Annotated in this window: 18 protein-coding genes; 5 read left to right on the top strand and 13 right to left on the bottom strand. The window is 56.7% G+C overall.

Features of this window, described 5'->3' with window-relative positions; translation table 11 throughout:
- Positions 1-244: 244 nt before the first annotated feature.
- The 5 genes from AAC01S_RS11990 to AAC01S_RS11970 form a co-directional block, all read right to left on the bottom strand.
- A complete protein-coding gene (locus AAC01S_RS11990) occupies positions 245-664 on the bottom strand; it encodes a hypothetical protein (RefSeq protein ID WP_067622533.1) in 420 nt (139 codons plus the stop codon).
- Positions 661-1,173 carry a Rossmann-fold NAD(P)-binding domain-containing protein gene (locus AAC01S_RS19955; RefSeq protein ID WP_281178129.1) on the bottom strand — a complete coding sequence of 171 codons (513 nt, stop codon included), beginning with the start codon at positions 1,171-1,173 and terminating at the stop codon, positions 661-663. Before AAC01S_RS19955 ends, AAC01S_RS11990 begins: the two co-directional genes overlap by 4 nt.
- 11 nt (positions 1,174-1,184) lie before the next feature.
- Positions 1,185-2,144, bottom strand: a complete 960-nt coding sequence (gene pfkA / locus AAC01S_RS11980; protein WP_067622530.1) for a 6-phosphofructokinase — start codon at positions 2,142-2,144, stop codon at positions 1,185-1,187.
- A gap of 128 nt (positions 2,145-2,272) precedes the next feature.
- Positions 2,273-2,698, bottom strand: a complete 426-nt coding sequence (locus AAC01S_RS11975) for a universal stress protein (protein ID WP_067622527.1) — start codon at positions 2,696-2,698, stop codon at positions 2,273-2,275.
- Between the two features lie 114 nt (positions 2,699-2,812).
- A complete protein-coding gene (locus tag AAC01S_RS11970) occupies positions 2,813-3,361 on the bottom strand; it encodes a DoxX family membrane protein (RefSeq protein WP_067622524.1) in 549 nt (182 codons plus the stop codon).
- Positions 3,362-3,670: 309 nt separating this feature from the next.
- Between AAC01S_RS11970 and AAC01S_RS11965 the strand changes: the two genes are divergently transcribed.
- On the top strand, positions 3,671-3,958 hold the full coding sequence (locus AAC01S_RS11965; protein WP_067622520.1) for a HesB/YadR/YfhF family protein: 288 nt from the start codon (positions 3,671-3,673) through the stop codon (positions 3,956-3,958).
- A gap of 28 nt (positions 3,959-3,986) precedes the next feature.
- On the opposite strand, the gene AAC01S_RS11960 is transcribed toward AAC01S_RS11965, so the two are convergent.
- From AAC01S_RS11960 to AAC01S_RS11930, 7 genes are all read right to left on the bottom strand, one after another.
- A complete protein-coding gene (locus tag AAC01S_RS11960) occupies positions 3,987-5,498 on the bottom strand; it encodes a PAS domain-containing sensor histidine kinase (RefSeq protein WP_169794040.1) in 1,512 nt (503 codons plus the stop codon).
- 93 nt (positions 5,499-5,591) lie between these two features.
- Positions 5,592-6,290, bottom strand: coding sequence for a response regulator (locus tag AAC01S_RS11955; RefSeq protein ID WP_067622514.1), 699 nt, complete (start codon positions 6,288-6,290; stop codon positions 5,592-5,594).
- 45 nt (positions 6,291-6,335) lie between these two features.
- Positions 6,336-7,268 carry a heme o synthase gene (locus AAC01S_RS11950; RefSeq protein WP_083511744.1) on the bottom strand — a complete coding sequence of 311 codons (933 nt, stop codon included), beginning with the start codon at positions 7,266-7,268 and terminating at the stop codon, positions 6,336-6,338.
- A 104-nt stretch (positions 7,269-7,372) separates the two neighbouring features.
- Entirely contained in the window at positions 7,373-7,702 is a 330-nt protein-coding gene (locus tag AAC01S_RS11945; RefSeq protein WP_245630203.1) for a cytochrome o ubiquinol oxidase subunit IV, read from the bottom strand.
- Position 7,703: 1 nt separating this feature from the next.
- The gene (locus AAC01S_RS11940; RefSeq protein WP_083511743.1) at positions 7,704-8,330 is read right to left on the bottom strand and encodes a cytochrome (ubi)quinol oxidase subunit III; all 627 of its coding nucleotides are present in this window, start codon (positions 8,328-8,330) and stop codon (positions 7,704-7,706) included.
- A 1-nt stretch (position 8,331) separates the two neighbouring features.
- Positions 8,332-10,302 (bottom strand): cbb3-type cytochrome c oxidase subunit I, encoded by a 1,971-nt coding sequence (locus AAC01S_RS11935; protein WP_067622511.1) that lies wholly within the window; start codon positions 10,300-10,302, stop codon positions 8,332-8,334.
- Between the two features lie 36 nt (positions 10,303-10,338).
- A complete protein-coding gene (locus AAC01S_RS11930) occupies positions 10,339-11,271 on the bottom strand; it encodes a ubiquinol oxidase subunit II (RefSeq protein WP_067622509.1) in 933 nt (310 codons plus the stop codon).
- A 241-nt stretch (positions 11,272-11,512) separates the two neighbouring features.
- Between AAC01S_RS11930 and AAC01S_RS11925 the strand changes: the two genes are divergently transcribed.
- The 4 genes from AAC01S_RS11925 to AAC01S_RS11910 are packed head-to-tail and all read left to right on the top strand — an operon-like array spanning position 11,513 to position 15,716.
- On the top strand, positions 11,513-13,162 hold the full coding sequence (locus tag AAC01S_RS11925; RefSeq protein ID WP_067622506.1) for a spore germination protein: 1,650 nt from the start codon (positions 11,513-11,515) through the stop codon (positions 13,160-13,162).
- Entirely contained in the window at positions 13,159-14,265 is a 1,107-nt protein-coding gene (locus AAC01S_RS11920) for a GerAB/ArcD/ProY family transporter (RefSeq protein WP_067622504.1), read from the top strand. The genes AAC01S_RS11925 and AAC01S_RS11920 overlap by 4 nt, the downstream gene beginning before the upstream one ends.
- Positions 14,258-15,499 (top strand): Ger(x)C family spore germination protein, encoded by a 1,242-nt coding sequence (locus AAC01S_RS11915; protein ID WP_067622501.1) that lies wholly within the window; start codon positions 14,258-14,260, stop codon positions 15,497-15,499. The genes AAC01S_RS11920 and AAC01S_RS11915 overlap by 8 nt, the downstream gene beginning before the upstream one ends.
- Entirely contained in the window at positions 15,492-15,716 is a 225-nt protein-coding gene (locus tag AAC01S_RS11910; protein ID WP_067622498.1) for a hypothetical protein, read from the top strand. Before AAC01S_RS11915 ends, AAC01S_RS11910 begins: the two co-directional genes overlap by 8 nt.
- A 40-nt stretch (positions 15,717-15,756) precedes the next feature.
- On the opposite strand, the gene AAC01S_RS11905 is transcribed toward AAC01S_RS11910, so the two are convergent.
- Entirely contained in the window at positions 15,757-16,518 is a 762-nt protein-coding gene (locus tag AAC01S_RS11905) for a COG4705 family protein (protein WP_245630202.1), read from the bottom strand.
- Between the last annotated feature and the right edge of the window lie 302 nt (positions 16,519-16,820).

The raw sequence follows: 16,820 nt of genomic DNA, 5'->3' as shown, positions 1-16,820 counted from the left end.
GACACAAATAAGCGGCTGTCGCCCCCTTATTCGCCTCTGTCGCCACGGTCGATTCGTTTACCCGTACTGCCTTGCAACACAATCATACTAATTGTGGAACTGTATACCACTTCTGTCAAGAGAATCACGAGGTTGTACAGGTGAATCTCACTCGAACCGCACAAAAAGGCCGTCCCTGTCAGGCGATCGCTGCGCTTGGGATGGCCACTTTGACGGACGATGACGTTTTCCGGCCGCCACACCTTCAGTTTGCGAGCGGAAGCGGTGGATCGTCGCTTTCGAACATTACATGCGGAACCTCGAGACTCGATAAAGCATGTTCATCATAGTCTTTGCGGCAAACCGCCATGACATCGATTCGCTCGTCTTGCATCACGCGCCGGATCACGTCGATAGGTTCGCCAACTTCGTGCCGAAATTGCACCCTGTCCAGCCAGTGCAAAAATTCGTGCGTCACATGCTCCTCCAGGGCTTCCGTATACTGCAGTTCCGCGTCCGGCAAAATGTAGCGCGGGTTGGGCCCTTCTTGGATGCAGAGTCCTTCATGAATGTCGGAGATATAGAGTACCGTCAATCGTAAGTCTTCGACGATGTCGAAGTATCGTTTGAGATTTGAAAATTGATCGATGTCGTTCACATCGTTGACCACCATGAGCATGTTCATCGTGATTCCTCCCGCGTAAGCGTGGTAACCGCCGTTTCGATGCGGACGCGAAGTTCTTTCGCGGACTCTTGAAACTGGCGCAGTTCGTGGTTTGATAGAGGTACTTCGACCACTCGCTCGATCCCGCCGGCACCCACGACGCATGGTACGCCCATGTAGACGTCTGCAACCCCGTGGTGGTTTTCGAGCAGCGTTGATACGTTGAGTATCGCGCGTTCATCGTACAGAATGGCTGAGCATATGCGATCAAGCGCCAGTGCGATGGCGTAGCTGGTGTACCCTTTGAGCTGAATCACTTCATACGCCGCGTCACGCGTCTGGCGAGCGATGCGATCGCGCGTCTCCGCGGCGAGATCGACAGGCAATCCAACCACATTCGCGGTACTCCAAACAGGCACTTCCGTATCGCCGTGTTCGCCGTTGTCGTGCCGACCGCCCCTGCGCCAATGATCACGATTCTGGTCGGTTTCGCCGTTGCAGCCATCGTCTTCTCTCCCGTCTTGCTGTATAGGATTCGCCGTTAGACAGCCAGTGTGTCGATCAGGCGATGATAGTTCAGATCCAGTTGACTGTCCTGGTAGAACACATCGTCGAAGCTCGTCGCGGCGACTCTGCCGCAGCGCATCCCGACCATGTGGTTGGTCACGCCATCGAGCAACAGCCGCACCGCTTCCGCGCCGAACAATCCTCCAAGGATTCGATCCCGCGCCGATGGAGCGCCGCCGCGTTGAATATGGCCAAGGACGGTAACACGGACTTCCGACGCGATATGCTGCTTGAGGAATTCTCCAACCTCGGCGCCGCTCACGGCGCCTTCGGCGACGACGACGATGGGGTGCTTCTTGCCTCGGGCAGCCCCTTTGACCAATTGACGCAACACATACTGCAAATCCAAATCTTCTTCCGGGACCAGTACGGACGTGGCGCCAGCGGCCATGCCGACAGCCAGCGCGATGGCCCCGGATCGATGGCCCATGACCTCGACGACATATGTCCGATCATGGGAGCTCGCCGTGTCCCGAATCCTGTCGATGGCCTCCACAGCCGTATTCAAGGCTGTGTCGAAACCGATGGTCTCATCCGTGCCGTGAATGTCATTATCGATGGTGCCGGGAATACCCACCGTTTGCATCCCATGCTGGGCCAACGAGTAGGCGCCGCGAAACGATCCATCTCCGCCCACGACCACAAGGCCCTCAATGTGGCGCGCTCGCAACACCTCGACGCCGCGCTGCAGACCTTCCGGCGTCTTGAACGCCTCGCAGCGCGCCGTTTGGAGGATGGTTCCCCCGCGCTGGATCATGTCGGCGACCGACTCCGGCGTCAGCTTCACCAAATCGTCGTCGAGCAGTCCCTGGTACCCGTGACGAACGCCGAAGACGGTGCAGTCGTTCGCCGACGCCGTGCGGACGACGGCGCGAATCGCAGCGTTCATGCCAGGCGCGTCGCCGCCGCTCGTCAAGACAGCAATGGTTTTCACTGGACGCCACCTCCCTGCAAATGCTGCCTGACGTTCTCCGTCGCGAAGGTCCGAAGCGCCTCCGTCACGCGGATATTGGAACCGTGCAATCGTATCCCCATACGCTCATCCCCCATCTCGATTTGGCCCTACTTCACAACGAGTACCGGAACGTGTGCCGCGTGAACGACGCCGCTGCTGACACTGCCTAGCAGGAGCCGATCCACCACGCCATATCCATGGCTGCCGACGACAATCAAATCCGCGTGAAGCGCCCTCGCCGCATCGCAAATGGTCGTAACGGGCGTTCCGGGAATCACCTGGAATGTCACCCGATCCGCGTACTCGCTGAACTCCGTCTCGACGTAGTTCTTAATCGTTTCGTCCACCTTGCCCCCGTCATCCAGCAATTCGCTGACAAAACCCATGCCAAGTCCGGCCGTGGCGTAAACCGGCTGCTGAACGTGCAACGCCACCAATTTCGATTCCGGAAACGCGCCCAACAATTGACGAGCCATCTGTCCTGCGCGCCGAGCCCCATCTGAACCATCCGTTGCCAATAAAATGGTGTTCATCACTTTGACCTTCTCTCCGAATGAATCGTGTTCGCTTGCCATCCCTATCAACAACTGCCATCAACTGCTATCGTCGATCCCGGCTTTGTGCGACAGGCGCACCTGTGCTCGCGTCTACGCTGAGAGTTTGTGGGGCATATGCGTTTTGCGCTGAAAGCTGCCTTCCACCCGCCGTACGAATTTGCGCAGCCAAGGAATGATGAAGTAGTCGAGTCCGAAGTACGCTGCGTTAAACCCAGCGATGAGTAAAATCATCTGCCATACAATCATGTTCGGGTTGGTACTGCTGGTGCCGGCGAGGAGATAGGCCATATTCATGACAATCCCCATCAGGGCGGCGAACGTGGTCAGGCAGCCCAACACGAGCGCGATACCGACGAGCAACTCGCCAAAGCTGACGGTGTAGGAAAACAACTTGGCATGCGGCAACGCGAAATCTTTGACGAATGTGGCGTACCAGGCTTGAACTGTCGCGTGAGGCCCAGTGCTTTGCGCGATGGCGCCTTTCAAAAAGCCGTCGACACCCGTGCCCGCCTGCGCCCCGGTCCACGCAGGAGAACCAATTTTCTCAAGAGAAGCCCGAACCCACTCAACACCAATCCATATCCGCAACGCTGTCAAAATGCACCGTGCGTACACATTCTCACGCAACAGTTTTACCATGGTACATCGCCTCCTCGGAGCGTCTGAAACCTTGTGCTCCTGTTCATGGCCTCATTATCTCGGATTCGCTCCAGCCCGAGCAGACACGAAAGTGTCATTCTTCGCCGACCCGTGTGGACTAGTGAATTCCGCGCTGGCTCACTTCTCCGGACTAGTCCGTTCACTAGTCCATTCGAGCTATAGACGATGATCCGAACGAGACGTGCAAGGCGTAGATTTTGTCGTCATAATACAGAGGAAAGAAGTCGAAAGCAGGAAAGCAGTTTGACATCGGCTCACGACGAGGTTAAGACGCGAGGAGAGATAGGTATGAAGATGCATGTGGATCCGCGTGCAGCCGCGTGGCTCACATCGGTGCTCGATGTTCCAGAGGGAAACGCGGTTCGGTTCACGGTTCGCTACGGCGGTCAATCGAATATTCAACCTGGCTTCTCCATCGGCCTGTCGGTTGAACCACCGCAGCGAGTCGCGTTGCAAGATGAAGTGGCTGGAACGCTGTTTTTCGTTCAGGAGGACGATACTTGGTATTTCGACGGGCGTGACTTCTACGTGGATTACGTCGACGAAGACGACGGGATCGCATACCGGGTGCAATAGCCTCTCGGATCGGCGGCGATTCGGCCTGTCATGGCTTTGGCGGTTCGACGACGGGATTGGCCACGGTCGGAAGAAGAACCGTCACTTCCGTGCCCTCGTGCTCGACACTGCGAATGTCCATCTGACCATGGTGGTCCTTGATAATCTTGTGACACATCATCAGCCCGAGCCCTGTGCCGGCGTCCTTGGTGGTTAGAAACGGCTCGCCAAGCCGCGGCAAAAGCTCAGCCGGAATCCCGACACCTTGGTCTTTGACCGTGATTTCGAGGTGGTCGTGATCCACAACGCGCACTCGAACCGCCACTTGTCCACCGTTCGGCATCGCTTCGATCCCGTTCTTAATCAAGTTGATGAACACCTGCTTGATTTGATTCGGTTCACAGCGAACCATCGGGAGATCGTCCGGGACCGAAACCACCAGCTCGACGCCGTGACGCTTCGCCTGATTGCGCATCAGCGTCGCGACGACGTTCAGCACACCTTCGAGTCTGACCGAGTCAAACCTCATCTCCTGGGGCTTCGCGAGCATCAGCAGTTCGCTGAGGATGCCATCGACGCGATCCAGCTCCCCAAGCATCGCCTGAAATTCCTCCGCATGTTCCGGATGGTCCATGGCAAAGACGTTCAGCGACCACTTGATGGCAGCGAGCGGATTGCGAACTTCGTGCGCGATCCCGGACGCCATTTCCCCCACTGCGGAGATGGTGTCTGCCCGGCGCAGGAAGCGCTCCGTCTGTTTGCGCTCCGTAATGTCTTGATCGATCACGATCAGACCGCTTCGTTTTCCGTCATTGTGAAACACGGGCACTTTCGTGACCTCGTACGTTCTCGTCTCGCCGTTTTCCAGCAGGGCGTCCGTCTCCCAGCGCATGCGCGTGCCTTGCGCCCAAGCTTCCTCGTCGGATCCGCCGAACCGAAGCAGGGCCTTGCCACGAACGTCAGGCAGGGCAAGCAAATCATCGTTGGTCAATCCTTGATAACATCCGTCGGACAGCCCGAAGAAGTCGATGGCGGCGTTATTCGCCTTCAACCACCGGCCTTCCCCGTCTTTGAAAATGACGATGTCGGGCATCGTCGCAATGAGGGTGTCGAGACGTTCCTCCGCCAATTTTCTGCTCGTGATTTCGTTTCGAAATGAGACGTATTGATATGGTTTTCCTTTTTCATTCAAGGACGGGACAATCACGGTGTCCATCCAGTAGAATGTGCCGTCCTTGGCACGATTTTTGAGTTCGCCTCGCCATATTTTTCCGTTTGCAATCGTCCGCCACATCTCCCGGAAGTAGCTTGGCGGATGGTACCCTGAATTGATGATACGATGATTTTGACCGATGAGTTCACTCCGGCTGTACTTGGAAATCTCGCAGAACCGTTGGTTGGCGAACGTAATGGTCCCTCGCACGTCCGTGATGGCGATGATCAACGCCTCGTCCAAGGCATAGTTGATCTCGGTCAATTCGCGCAAGGCTTTCGCGACCGTATCCAGTCCTTCCGTGTCTTTGATGAACGAAGTCAATACTTGCAAATGCTGTCGTAGCAAATGACCAATCCCCCGATTCGCTCCTGAGTCGAGATGGTTTTCCGTGAAATCTCTTCTCGCCATCGTAACACAAGCAACTCAGTCTGCGTGACATCAGAGATCCGAAGGGTCCTCTTTGCGGTCGGCGACCAGTCCTTCTCGCAACGCGTATGTCGCCGCTTCGACACGGTTGCTCAAATGCAGCTTGTCGAGGATGTTTCGAACATGGTTGCGGACGGTATTCTCACTGATATACAGCGCTTGGGCGATGTCGCGATTGGTCGCCCCCGTGCTCAATTGCTGCAACACTTCAATTTCTCGCGCTGTCAGCGAATGTGCTCCGGCTTGCTCCCGATGCTGAGGCGCGGCCGCCGGGCGCGACAATTCGGTGATGATTTGCATCGCCAAATTGCCCGGAATCACCGGTTCTCCTGCGTGAACGCGCTTCAGCGCATCGATCACGACGGTCGGTTCAGCGTTCTTCAGCACATAGCCCGACGCTCCAGACTTCACCGCCTGAAACAACATCTCTTCCGTGTCGGATACGGTGAGGATGAGGATTTTGATCTCCGGCCATTGCCGCTTGATGTTCTGCGTTGCTTCAAGTCCGTCCATCACCGGCATATTGATATCCATCAGAACGATCTCGGGACGATGGATGCCGCATTGTCGGTACGCGATCTCTCCGTTCTCGGCTTCCGCCACCACCGTGATCCCAGGCGTGCGAGCGAGCAGACCGCACACGCCGTTGCGAAACAACTCGTGATCATCGACAACCATGACTCGAATGGATTCCTCGGTTGCGCCTTCCATAACAGACTCCCTTCTCCTCAAAAAGCCACACCAAAGGCCATCTGTTCAGAGCAGTGTACATAATACAGCCGCTCCAAACACGGCGGGAAGATACATGAGCGATTGCAAAAATGTGCGTTTTGCCTGCTTTGCTTCCGCGTCCACAGCCGACGTGCGCAGCAAGCGCCAGGTGGATGACAGAAATACGAATCCAAACACGAGCGCTGATGCCACAAACACAATGGGGTGGCGCACAGACGGAGCCAACAAGACACTCGCGGCCAACAGCAGCATGGCGTATACGAACATTTGCACTTTCGTGACAACCGCTCCGCGGACGACAGGCATCATGGGGATGCCAGCCCGGACGTAATCTTTGTTCTTGTACAACGCCAACGCCCAGAAATGCGGCGGCGTCCACAGAAAAATGACGGCGAACATCACCCACGCGGCGGCGCTTTGATGGCCCGTCGCGGCGGCCCAACCGACAAGCGGCGGGAACGCCCCGGCACCTCCGCCAATCACGATGTTCTGCGGCGTCCTGCGCTTCAGCCACATCGTGTAGACGACGGCGTAGTACACATAACCAACGGCCGAGAACACGGCGGCCAACGGATCGTCGAACACCCAGAACACGAGTACGGACAGCACGCCGAGCGTGAGACCGAGCGCAAGCGCGTGCCACGGTTTGACCAGTCCGCTCGGGAGCGGCCGTTCAGCCGTTCGGGACATCACTGCATCGATGTCCCGATCATACCACATATTCACCGCAGCACTCCCACCTGACGACAGCGCAAGACCAATGAGACAAACGATGGTGGATTGAATATCCGGAAGGCCCCGATGGGCGACAATCATCGCGCTATAGGCGGTAAACAACAGAAACAGCATGATGCGCGGCTTCGTCAACGCCACGTACGCGCTCGCGATCTCACGGACGCGCGCGAGACGGACAGCGCGCGCCGATGGTGAAACGGCAGTTCTCTCTGCCACACTCATGTTCTCGCCTCCTTTGTGACAATGCTCCGCAGCTTCGATTTGCATCACGTCAATGGACAGGACAGCCCGCAAAACAATCGGTAAAACCATGGGCAAAACGGCGGCTAGTAGCTGACATTCGTGCCAAACGCCATGATCCAGACGGACATCAGCGCGACCGCAAACGTGAAGATGAGTCCCAATGTGAGCAGAACGACGTGGTACGGCGGTCCTTCACTCTCGGTGACGTGCATGAAGAAAAAGAGTTGGACGATAATTTGCAATCCGGCGAGCACGGTCAACAGCACGACCAGCGGACCGACGTGCATGCTGTGCGTCAGGGCAAGGACAAACGAGATCGCGGTCAGCACGAGCGATGCGGCGTAGCCGATGATATAGAGTTTCGGGCTGTGTCGTTCGGATCGCGATTGGACGGTTCCATTCATTCCGGACATACTACATCACCACCCCTGAGAGATACACAATCGTGAAGATGAACACCCAGACCACGTCGAGAAAGTGCCAGTAGAGATTGACGACAAACAGCTTCCTGGCGGTTTTCGCCGTAAGACCGCGGCGCGCAATCTGAATCAGCGTCAACAACATCCAAATGAGGCCGATGCTCACGTGCGTGCCGTGCGTGCCAACCAGCGTGTAGAACGCCGAGAGGAACGCGCTGCGGTGCGCTGTCGCACCTTGGCCGACGTCGGCGACAAATTCCTGCACTTCCAACCCGATGAATGTGAGACCCAGCAGCATCGTGAGAACCATCCAAATCATGACCCACTTGCGGTTCCCGTTGCGCATGGCGAGGGTCGCAAGTCCGCCCGTGAAAGAACTGGTCAAGAGCGCAAACGTTTCCGCGGTGAACCCAGGCACGTCAAACAGATGGGCGGCGGTTGGACCGCCATCCGTATGTGTGCGCAGAACCAAGTATGTCGCAAACAGGCAGCCGAACAGCAGCATGTCTGTCGCGAGGAAGATCCAAAATCCCGTGATCTTCACGGCCTGATGCGGATCCCGATACTCCAGTGGACCGTGCGAGCGGCCGTGGTGCGATGCGGATGCCGGCGTGATCGACATGTTAAACCCTCCCTAGGCTTTGCTCGGTCGCAACGATTTCTTCAGCAGGCAAGACATACTCTTCCTCGTCCTCGAGCGCTCGCGCGATGAGGCATGCGGCGATTCCGGCGAGACCGACGAACGCGAGAACGTACCAGTTGAAGATGACGCCGAACCCTGCGACGAAGAACGATAACCCGAGCAGGAACGGCCGTGCCGAATTTTTGGGCATATGAACGTCCTCAATCTGATCCACCTTGGGCAGCAGGTCGCTCGTATGATGGTGTTCCTTGGCCTCCCACCAGACGTCGCGATCCGAGATGGTCGGGATGACAGCGAAGTTGTAGTGCGGCGCAGGAGACGGCAGGGACCACTCAAGCGTTCTGGCATCCCAGGGATCTCCCGTCGTATCCTTCTCCATGTGGCGAAGGCTGTACAGCACCTGCCAGACGATGAACAGAAAGCCAATCCCCATCAGATACGCGCCGATAGTCGAAACGAAGTTGAGCGATCCCCAGCCCATATCGGTGGGATACGTGTACATCCGGCGCTGCATGCCCTCGAATCCAAGCGCGTACTGCGGCATGAAGCAGATGTAGAAGCCGATGTTGAAAATCCAGAATGCCCATTTGCCGAGTCGTTCGTTCAGCGTGAATCCGAACATCTTCGGCCACCAGTAATACATGCCGGCGAGCATACCGTTGACGACGCCGCCAATCAGCATCTGGTGAAAGTGGGCAATCAAGAAATAACTGTTGTGGTACTGGTAGTCGCCGGGTGCCGCAGCCAGCATGATCCCGGTTGCGCCGCCGATGGCGAAGTTCGGGATAAAGCCCAGAGTCCACAGCATGGGCAGCGTCGTTCGAATGCGGCCGCGAAACATGGTGAACAACCAGTTGAATACTTTGACGCCTGTCGGAATACCGACCATCATCGAAGCGACCGCGAAGAATGTGTTCACGTCCGCACCCGCGCCCATCGTGAAGAAGTGGTGGGCCCAAACGAAATAGCTGATGACCGCGATGAGCATCAGTGAAGCGACCATGGACGAGTAGCCGAAGATGCGTTTGCGCGTGAACGTGGCGACCACTTCCGAGTAGACGCCAAACGCTGGCAAGACGACGATGTACACCTCCGGATGCCCCCAAACCCAGAAGAGGTTGATGAACATCATCGGATCTCCGCCGTGGTACATCGTGAAGAAGTCGGTTCCAATGATTCGATCCAGCGTCAACAAGGCCAAGGCGATAGCGAGCGCTGGGAACGCGAAGATGATCACGATGCAGCTTGCCAAAGTGGACCATGTGAAGAGCGGCATTCTCATCAGTTTCATGCCAGGCGCGCGCAGCTTGAGAATGGTTGCGATGAAGTTGATACCTGTCGCCATACTGCCGATACCGGAAATCTGGACGCCAATCAGGTAGTAGTTTTCGCCTGGACCGGAATCGAACCCGAGTTCCGTCAGCGGCGGGTAGCTCGTCCACCCTGCGTCCGGCGAGCCGCCAAAGACAAACGATAGATTGAAGATCATCGCGCCAAAGAAGAACAGCCAGAAACTAATCGCGTTCAGGTACGGAAACGCGACGTCGCGTGCGCCGATTTGCAACGGTACGACAATATTGAAGAGCGCGAATAGAAACGGCATCGCCATGAACAGAATCATGATGGTTCCGTGTGTCGTGAAGATTTGATCGTAGTGTTCGGCACTCAAAAAATGCTCTCCCGGTTGCGCCAATTGCGTACGCAGAAGCAGCGCGTCAACGCCGCCGCGGAAGAACATGAGCAACGCCGCAAGGAGATACATGATGCCAATTTTCTTGTGATCCACGGTGGTCAGCCAGTTCCGCCAAAGCCATTTCCATTTCTTGAAATACGTCAAGGCGGCGACAATGCCGATGCTGGCCAACACGATTAAAATGTCAGAGATCCAGATGAGGTACCCTTCGTTCCACATCAGGTACGTATCCGCGAAGTGCTTCAATGCCTCGGACATGGATAAACTCCTTTCTGCCCCTCTGCAAGAGAACAATCAATTGGAATGATTGGTTAAACCGCGGTTCTTTCCGAGCGTGGAGACGGTGCTCGACATGCTGGGCATCGAGTTCTGCATATAGCGGCCGCCTTCCGCCCACACCGTGTTGTTGAACAAGTTCGGCGGGAATGACGAGAACGTGAGATCGCCGACCGTGCTTGGTTTGCGCAACTGCTTGTACCCTGCTGTGGTGAGCGGGTGCGCACTCGCCCGAACGGACTTGACCCACGCGTTAAACTGCGCTGGCGATTCGGCCTTGACGTGAAACGACATGTCGGCGAATCCAGAACCCGTGAAGTTCGCGCCGTGCCCGTAATAGGTTCCAGGCTTGTCGGCCTCCAGCCAGAGCCTCGTTGCCATGCCGGGCATGGTGTATTCCTGTCCGCCAAGGCTCGGGACCCAAAACGAGTTCATCGGCGCGTCCGACGTCAGCTCGAAATTGATAGGAACGCCAGTCGGGATGTTGAGATAATTGACCGTCGCAATCTTCTGTCCCGGGTATTGAAACAACCACTTCCAGTCCAGCGATGTGACGTACACCGTGAGCGGCTTCGCGTCTTTCTCAGGTGGCTGCGTCAGCGCAAACGTCACTTTGCCTGTGTAAACGCCAAGAATGCCAATAATGACGATAGGAATGCCCCACCAGACGATCTCGAGCAGTCTGCTCTCCGACCATTCCGGCGTGTACTTGGCCTTGTTGTTCGGCCTGTCCCGATAACGCCAGACGATCCACGCCAACAACATCAAAACCGGAACAATGACGAGCAGCGTCAAAACCGCGGACCACAAAATGACGTGAAGTTCCTTTTCTCCGACCGGGCCGGCCGGATGCAGCACGAAGTACTTCGATCCACATCCACTCGTGAGGACGATTGCCCCTGTGGCAACGATTGAGATGGCCGACCATCGCCGCCAGACTCCCTGTTTCATTCCCAAACGCCTACCTTTCCCGTTGCACTGCACTTTGTGCGCGTTGACACAGCGGTTGCGTGAATACCGGCTTTCCCTAGGGTACCGGGATTCCAAATCGGCCATGAGACACAAAGGACCTATTTTCAGCGGTCAATACGGACTGTTCGTCGATGGTCCGAACGGACTAGGCGGGATATCTTACATGAATTTGGAACAGGCGGAAAACATAACAACATGGATCTGGTTTACTGGAGGAGCTATGCGGAAGATACGAAAGCCAAAGAGCCTGATACCGAAGGCGCCGATCGTCGAGATCGAACATCCCATCGTCGAACCGCAAAGCGTGGAAACCGTGTTTCTATCGACGGACCTGGCGGTCAACGAAGCCGAGCTTCGGCGCGAATTTGAAAACTGTTCGGACGTCGTCCTCCGGTCCATCACCTGTACGGACAGCAACGGACGAGCGATACACATGCTGGTCGTGTACGTCGACGGCTTGGTGGACTCCAAGCAGCTCGACGAGAACGTTCTCGAACCACTGCTGTTGCGGCAACTGCCGACGAAAGACCTGACGCCGGCTTTGTGGATACGCGATTTTCTCAGTGAACATACGCTTCCCATCGCGCAGACGGACGTGCTCACAGAGATATCGCAAATCGTCGACTCGGTGCTGCGAGGGGCTGCCGTGATCCTGGTGGACGGTGATCGGGCAGCCTTGGCGGCCGCCCTGCCGGGGTGGGAACGCCGCGGCATCGAAGAGCCGCCGTCCGAGCCGGTCATTCGCGGGCCGCGGGAAGGGTTCATCGAGACGCTGCGAACCAACACGGCGATGATTCGCAGACGTATTCGCAGTCCACGGCTGAAAATGATCCACATGACCATCGGCGACTTGACCAAGACGGATGTCTGTGTGGCGTACATTGAGGGCATTGCGCAGAAAACGGTCGTGGAAGAGGTCAAGTCCCGACTCCAGCGCATCCAAATCGACGCGGTGATTGAATCCGCGTTCCTCGAGGAATTTATCGAGGACCAGCCGAGATCGCCGTTTCCGCAGCTTCAAAACACGGAGCGCCCGGATATCGTCTGCGCGAACCTGCTGGAAGGAAAGGTCGCCATCTTTACGGATGGGACACCGTTTGTACTGCTTGCGCCCGCCATCTTTTGGGGCGCACTCAACGCCAACGAGGACTACTACCAGCGTACGTACATGGCCAGCTTTTTGCGGATCCTGCGAATCAGCTTCATGATGATCAGCCTATTGTTCCCGTCGCTGTACGTTTCCATGACCACATTCCAGCAGGAGATGATTCCGACATCGCTCTTGCTGAGTATCGCGGCGGCGCGCGAAGCGACACCGTTTCCGGCAGTCATTGAGGCGTTGATCATGGAGTTGATATTCGAGGCGTTGCGCGAAGCTGGCGTGCGGATGCCAAAGCAAATTGGGCAAGCGATGAGCATCGTTGGGGCGTTGGTGATTGGGCAGGCAGCCGTGGAGGCGGGGATCATCTCGGCGCCGATGGTGATTGTCGTCTCCATCACAGGCATCGCGTCGTTCACGTTTCCTCGCTACAACGTGGGGGTCTCGATCCGCCTCCTGCGCTTTCCCATGTTGCTGCTTGCGGGATTATTCGGCATTTACGGGATGGCGATTGGCCTATTCATCATCATTGTCCATCTCGTGGCGTTGCGATCGTTCGGCGTGCCTTACTTCACGCCGGTTGGTCCAACCCAGTTCAGCAGCCTGAAAGACGTGTTCGTCCGCGTTCCGCGCTGGGCGATGCAAAGGCGGCAAGATGGCACGACCGGCGAGAACTCGCTCAGAATCCCATCCGGCCAAAGCCCGGGCCCGAACCGCGGCAACGGCCCGCCTAGGAAACGTTTGTCGAGAAGGAGGCAAGGTGCGACGTGACTTCGAAGAAACAAACGATCTCCACTTGGCAACTGATGATGTTGCTGCTACCCATCATTCTCGCCACCGAGGTTCTTCCGGTGACAGATCTATCGGCGAAATTCGCCCATCAGCGGGCGTGGTTGGCCACCATGCCCGCGACGCTGACAGGCGTTTGGTCCATTCTTGTGATGATTGAACTCGCCAAACGCCATCCTGGCCGCAACCTTGTGCAGTACAGCTCGGACATTCTCGGGCCATGGCTGGGCAAGCTGCTGGGCGTCGTTTTCATGTGCCAAGCCCTGATTTATACGACAAAAGTCAGCGCCGAGGCGATGACGTTCATCTCGATGTTCGCATTGCCCAGAACGCCGAAACACGTCGTGCTCGGGCTGTTTCTGTTCGCGTGCGCCATCGCGACGTGGGCTGGCATTGAAGTGTTAGCGCGCTGCGCGGAAACGCTCATTCCGATACTCATTGGCTTCTCGCTGTTTGTCTTTGTCTTCTTGCTGCCCAATATGCATCCATCGTTCATTCGCCCCATCCTCGGCCCACACTGGCTGGAGACCATCTTTCAAGCGTCCATCGTGCCATCCGGATGGTACGGCGAATTTCTGTTGATGGGCTTTCTGCTGCCGCATATCAAAGACGTCCACAAAGTCCGCAGGTCCATCCTGTGGCTGTTGGTTGGACTCGGGGCCTTTGTGACGCTCGTCGCGTTGCAGAGCACCATGGTCGCTGGACCTCTGATTGAAAAATTTATCTATTCGTATTACATCACAGCGCGATATATCAGCCTGGGAGACTTTTTCGAGCGGATCGATCCCCTGATTATCTCCATCTGGATGTACGGCATGATCATCAAGACCGCCGTCTGCCTGTACGTCCTGTCCATTTGCGTGGTTTACTTATGCGATCTGGAAGACCATCGACTGGTGGTCATCCCTGTCACGCTTTTGACATTACTGTGCGCCATGTGGTTCTTCCCGAATATCGCACAACTGCGGAACTTTCTGCTCTACACGTTCCCGTTCGAAGGCGCCCTGGTTCAGAACATCCTGCCGACGTGCTTGCTCCTTGTCGACAAGTTCAAGTCGGCCGTGAAGAGGCCCGTCCATGCGTAGAGCCTTGCGGATTCTCTGTATCGTGATCGCGACACTGCCGCTTGGCGGGTGCTGGGATCGGCGGGAAGTGAACGAATTGGCGTTGGTGATGGCAAAGGGCGTCGATCTGACCGACGACAACCATGTTCGCGTAACCGTACAAGTCGCGCTGCCCTCCCAGGTCGGCGGATCGCAAAGCGGGAGCGGCAAGGGCGAAAGCGGCAAAAGCTTCTTTCTCGTCAGCGCGACGGGCCGAACCGTCAGTGAAGCGGATTGGCACATCCAACAGAAGCTTCCGCGTGAAATGTATCTCCCGCACTTGCGAATTCTGTTGATTGGCGAACGAATGGCGGAGAACGGGATGGAAGACGTGCTCGATCACTTCGGCCGCAACCCTCCCAACCGCCTCCGCACGACCATCCTGGTCGCCAAGCACAGTGACGCGGCGCCGCTGCTGCAGAGCACGTATCCGCTCGAAAGCCTGTCCGGAGAAGCTGTGCGGAAATTGGAGCGGCAACTGACGGGATCGAACAAAACGTTGATGGATTTCCTGATTGAAGCCGCCGGAGAAGGCATCGATCAATCGGCGAGCGCCGTGGAACTCATTCCACAAGAAGAGAGTGAGCGAACGTCGGACGAAGACAGCGACATATTCCGCTTCTCCAGTACCGGGATTTTCCGCGACCTCAAATTGATTGGCTACGTCCAAGGACCGGAGACTGTCGCGCTCCAATGGTTGAACCAACGCTTGCGCAGGACCACCCTGACCTGCCCTGTGCCCAATATGCATGGCACGATCAGCGTCGAACTGACGCAAGCCAGGCGGCGCGCCTACACCTATGTTCATGGAAACGACGTCACGGTGAAGTACGTGTTGCTCGGGACAGCCATGTTGACGGAGAACGAAACAGGGCTCGACGCGGATAACCCGAAGACGGTTCAACGCTTTCAAATCGGATTGAACAAATACGTGGAGTCCATCATGTTGAAATGCCTGGAACAGGTCAACCGGGACATGAACGCGGATCCGACAGGAATCGGTCAGCTCGTCTACCATCAGCACCCGTACCTGTGGCCGAAACTCAAACCGATGTGGCGGCAGACGCTGCCGCACATCCACTACATCATCGATTCGCGCGTACAGATCATCGAAGGCGGCAAGTCTGGACCGCCGCTGTACGGCAAACCGCAGCACGGCATTCGATCCAGCCAAGGCAATACAACAGACTCGTTGGAAGGTGATACAGATGATTAACGTGTTGCTTCTGATTTTGGGGCTGGTTGCAGTCGGCTGGTTCCAAACGCGATATCTCGCGCCACTCAAGTCCAAAAAGGAGTGGACGGTTTATCTCTGCACCATGCTGCTGGTGGCCTTTGTCGGCACCAACCTCGTGCTCAGTTGGAGCCTGACCAGCCCCATGTGGCTGCTCCGCAGTTTCATCGAGCCGATTGGCAAGACGATTTTGCACTGATCGTTGGTGGCTGGGCCGCGATCACGGCGGGTTCGCGGGCTTAGGACGGGTTCGTGCGCCGGAGCGCACTTTTGCGCGCTTCCTGGACATCCCTTTTCGTGATGGCCAGAAAAGCAACGAGCGCGACAATGGCGATCGTCAAGACGAGCGCAACGGGGCCACGCCCAAAACCCATCCCTCCGTCGTGACGGGCCACGCCGAACCAGTCGGCAAACGAAGCGCCAACTGGCCGAGTCATGATGTACGCGAACCAAAACGCGAATATCTCATTCAATCCAAACACCCAATACAAGATGCCCGGCAGCACGAACAAAATGCTGAATGCGATGCCAGACGATAGATACCCAAGATGCAAAGTCACCGCCGTCATGTCGCCGGCCGCCGTACCAAGGGCAAAGGTTGCCAGAACGGTCGCCCAGTAGAACGTCTCTCTCTTCGTCGTATAGATGCTGTGAATCGACAGCGTGCGTTCCGACTTATGCCAATAGACCAACACCAGAATGAGCGCGATCGCAAAAACCGACGTCGAAATATAGTACGGTACGTGCAGGACGATATGGATAGCATCCGCCACCATTGTGCCAAAGATACTGACCATGACCACGACAAGCCAGTAGACTGCGGCAATGTAGCGTCGAACGCGGAATTGCAGAACCATGCTGACGACAAATCCGACAGCACCCAACACGACGGCGACAACCGGATCGATATGAGTGACCAGCCAGTCCGAAGTCGCCTCCCCCATAGCGGTTGTCAATAGCTTGACAACCCAGAAATACAGCGTGATTTCTGGAACCTTCATTGCCATACGCCGCAATGTTTGGGTCGATTGACCGCGTGACGGATCGTGCATACTTTCGAGTTCCTCTCTTTCTGCAAACAGCGCTTGAGATCATACACTCTGTACAATACCTCGACTCGGCCAAGAAAAGATGGAAATGGTATGGAGAACGTTGAATTCTCGAGGGGCGTGAAGTGGCGCGGGGCGGGGACACCTGGGCGGCATGGGGCGGAGACACCTGGGCGGCGTGGGACGAGACACCTGGGCGGCATGAGGCGGGGACACCTGGGCGGCGCCAGCGAAGGGGGCGAAAGTGAGAATAG

The sequence above is a fragment of the Alicyclobacillus acidiphilus NBRC 100859 genome (assembly GCF_001544355.1).
GTDB lineage: Bacteria > Bacillota > Bacilli > Alicyclobacillales > Alicyclobacillaceae > Alicyclobacillus > Alicyclobacillus acidiphilus.
Note: the sequence above shows the minus strand (reverse complement) of the source record. Positions and strands in the feature narration are given on the sequence as shown.

Excerpts from the sequence above, each read along its gene's own strand:
- AAC01S_RS11990 (WP_067622533.1), bottom strand. The coding sequence starts at position 664 with ATGAACATGCTCATGGTGGTCAACGATGTGAACGACATCGATCAATTT.
- AAC01S_RS11975 (WP_067622527.1), bottom strand. The coding sequence starts at position 2,698 with ATGAACACCATTTTATTGGCAACGGATGGTTCAGATGGGGCTCGGCGC.
- AAC01S_RS11970 (WP_067622524.1), bottom strand. The coding sequence starts at position 3,361 with ATGGTAAAACTGTTGCGTGAGAATGTGTACGCACGGTGCATTTTGACA.
- AAC01S_RS11965 (WP_067622520.1), top strand. The coding sequence starts at position 3,671 with ATGAAGATGCATGTGGATCCGCGTGCAGCCGCGTGGCTCACATCGGTG.
- AAC01S_RS11955 (WP_067622514.1), bottom strand. The coding sequence starts at position 6,290 with ATGGAAGGCGCAACCGAGGAATCCATTCGAGTCATGGTTGTCGATGAT.
- AAC01S_RS11950 (WP_083511744.1), bottom strand. The coding sequence starts at position 7,268 with ATGAGTGTGGCAGAGAGAACTGCCGTTTCACCATCGGCGCGCGCTGTC.
- AAC01S_RS11945 (WP_245630203.1), bottom strand. The coding sequence starts at position 7,702 with ATGTCCGGAATGAATGGAACCGTCCAATCGCGATCCGAACGACACAGC.
- AAC01S_RS11940 (WP_083511743.1), bottom strand. The coding sequence starts at position 8,330 with ATGTCGATCACGCCGGCATCCGCATCGCACCACGGCCGCTCGCACGGT.
- AAC01S_RS11935 (WP_067622511.1), bottom strand. The coding sequence starts at position 10,302 with ATGTCCGAGGCATTGAAGCACTTCGCGGATACGTACCTGATGTGGAAC.
- AAC01S_RS11930 (WP_067622509.1), bottom strand. The coding sequence starts at position 11,271 with ATGAAACAGGGAGTCTGGCGGCGATGGTCGGCCATCTCAATCGTTGCC.
- AAC01S_RS11925 (WP_067622506.1), top strand. The coding sequence starts at position 11,513 with ATGCGGAAGATACGAAAGCCAAAGAGCCTGATACCGAAGGCGCCGATC.
- AAC01S_RS11915 (WP_067622501.1), top strand. The coding sequence starts at position 14,258 with ATGCGTAGAGCCTTGCGGATTCTCTGTATCGTGATCGCGACACTGCCG.
- AAC01S_RS11910 (WP_067622498.1), top strand. The coding sequence starts at position 15,492 with ATGATTAACGTGTTGCTTCTGATTTTGGGGCTGGTTGCAGTCGGCTGG.
- AAC01S_RS11905 (WP_245630202.1), bottom strand. The coding sequence starts at position 16,518 with ATGAAGGTTCCAGAAATCACGCTGTATTTCTGGGTTGTCAAGCTATTG.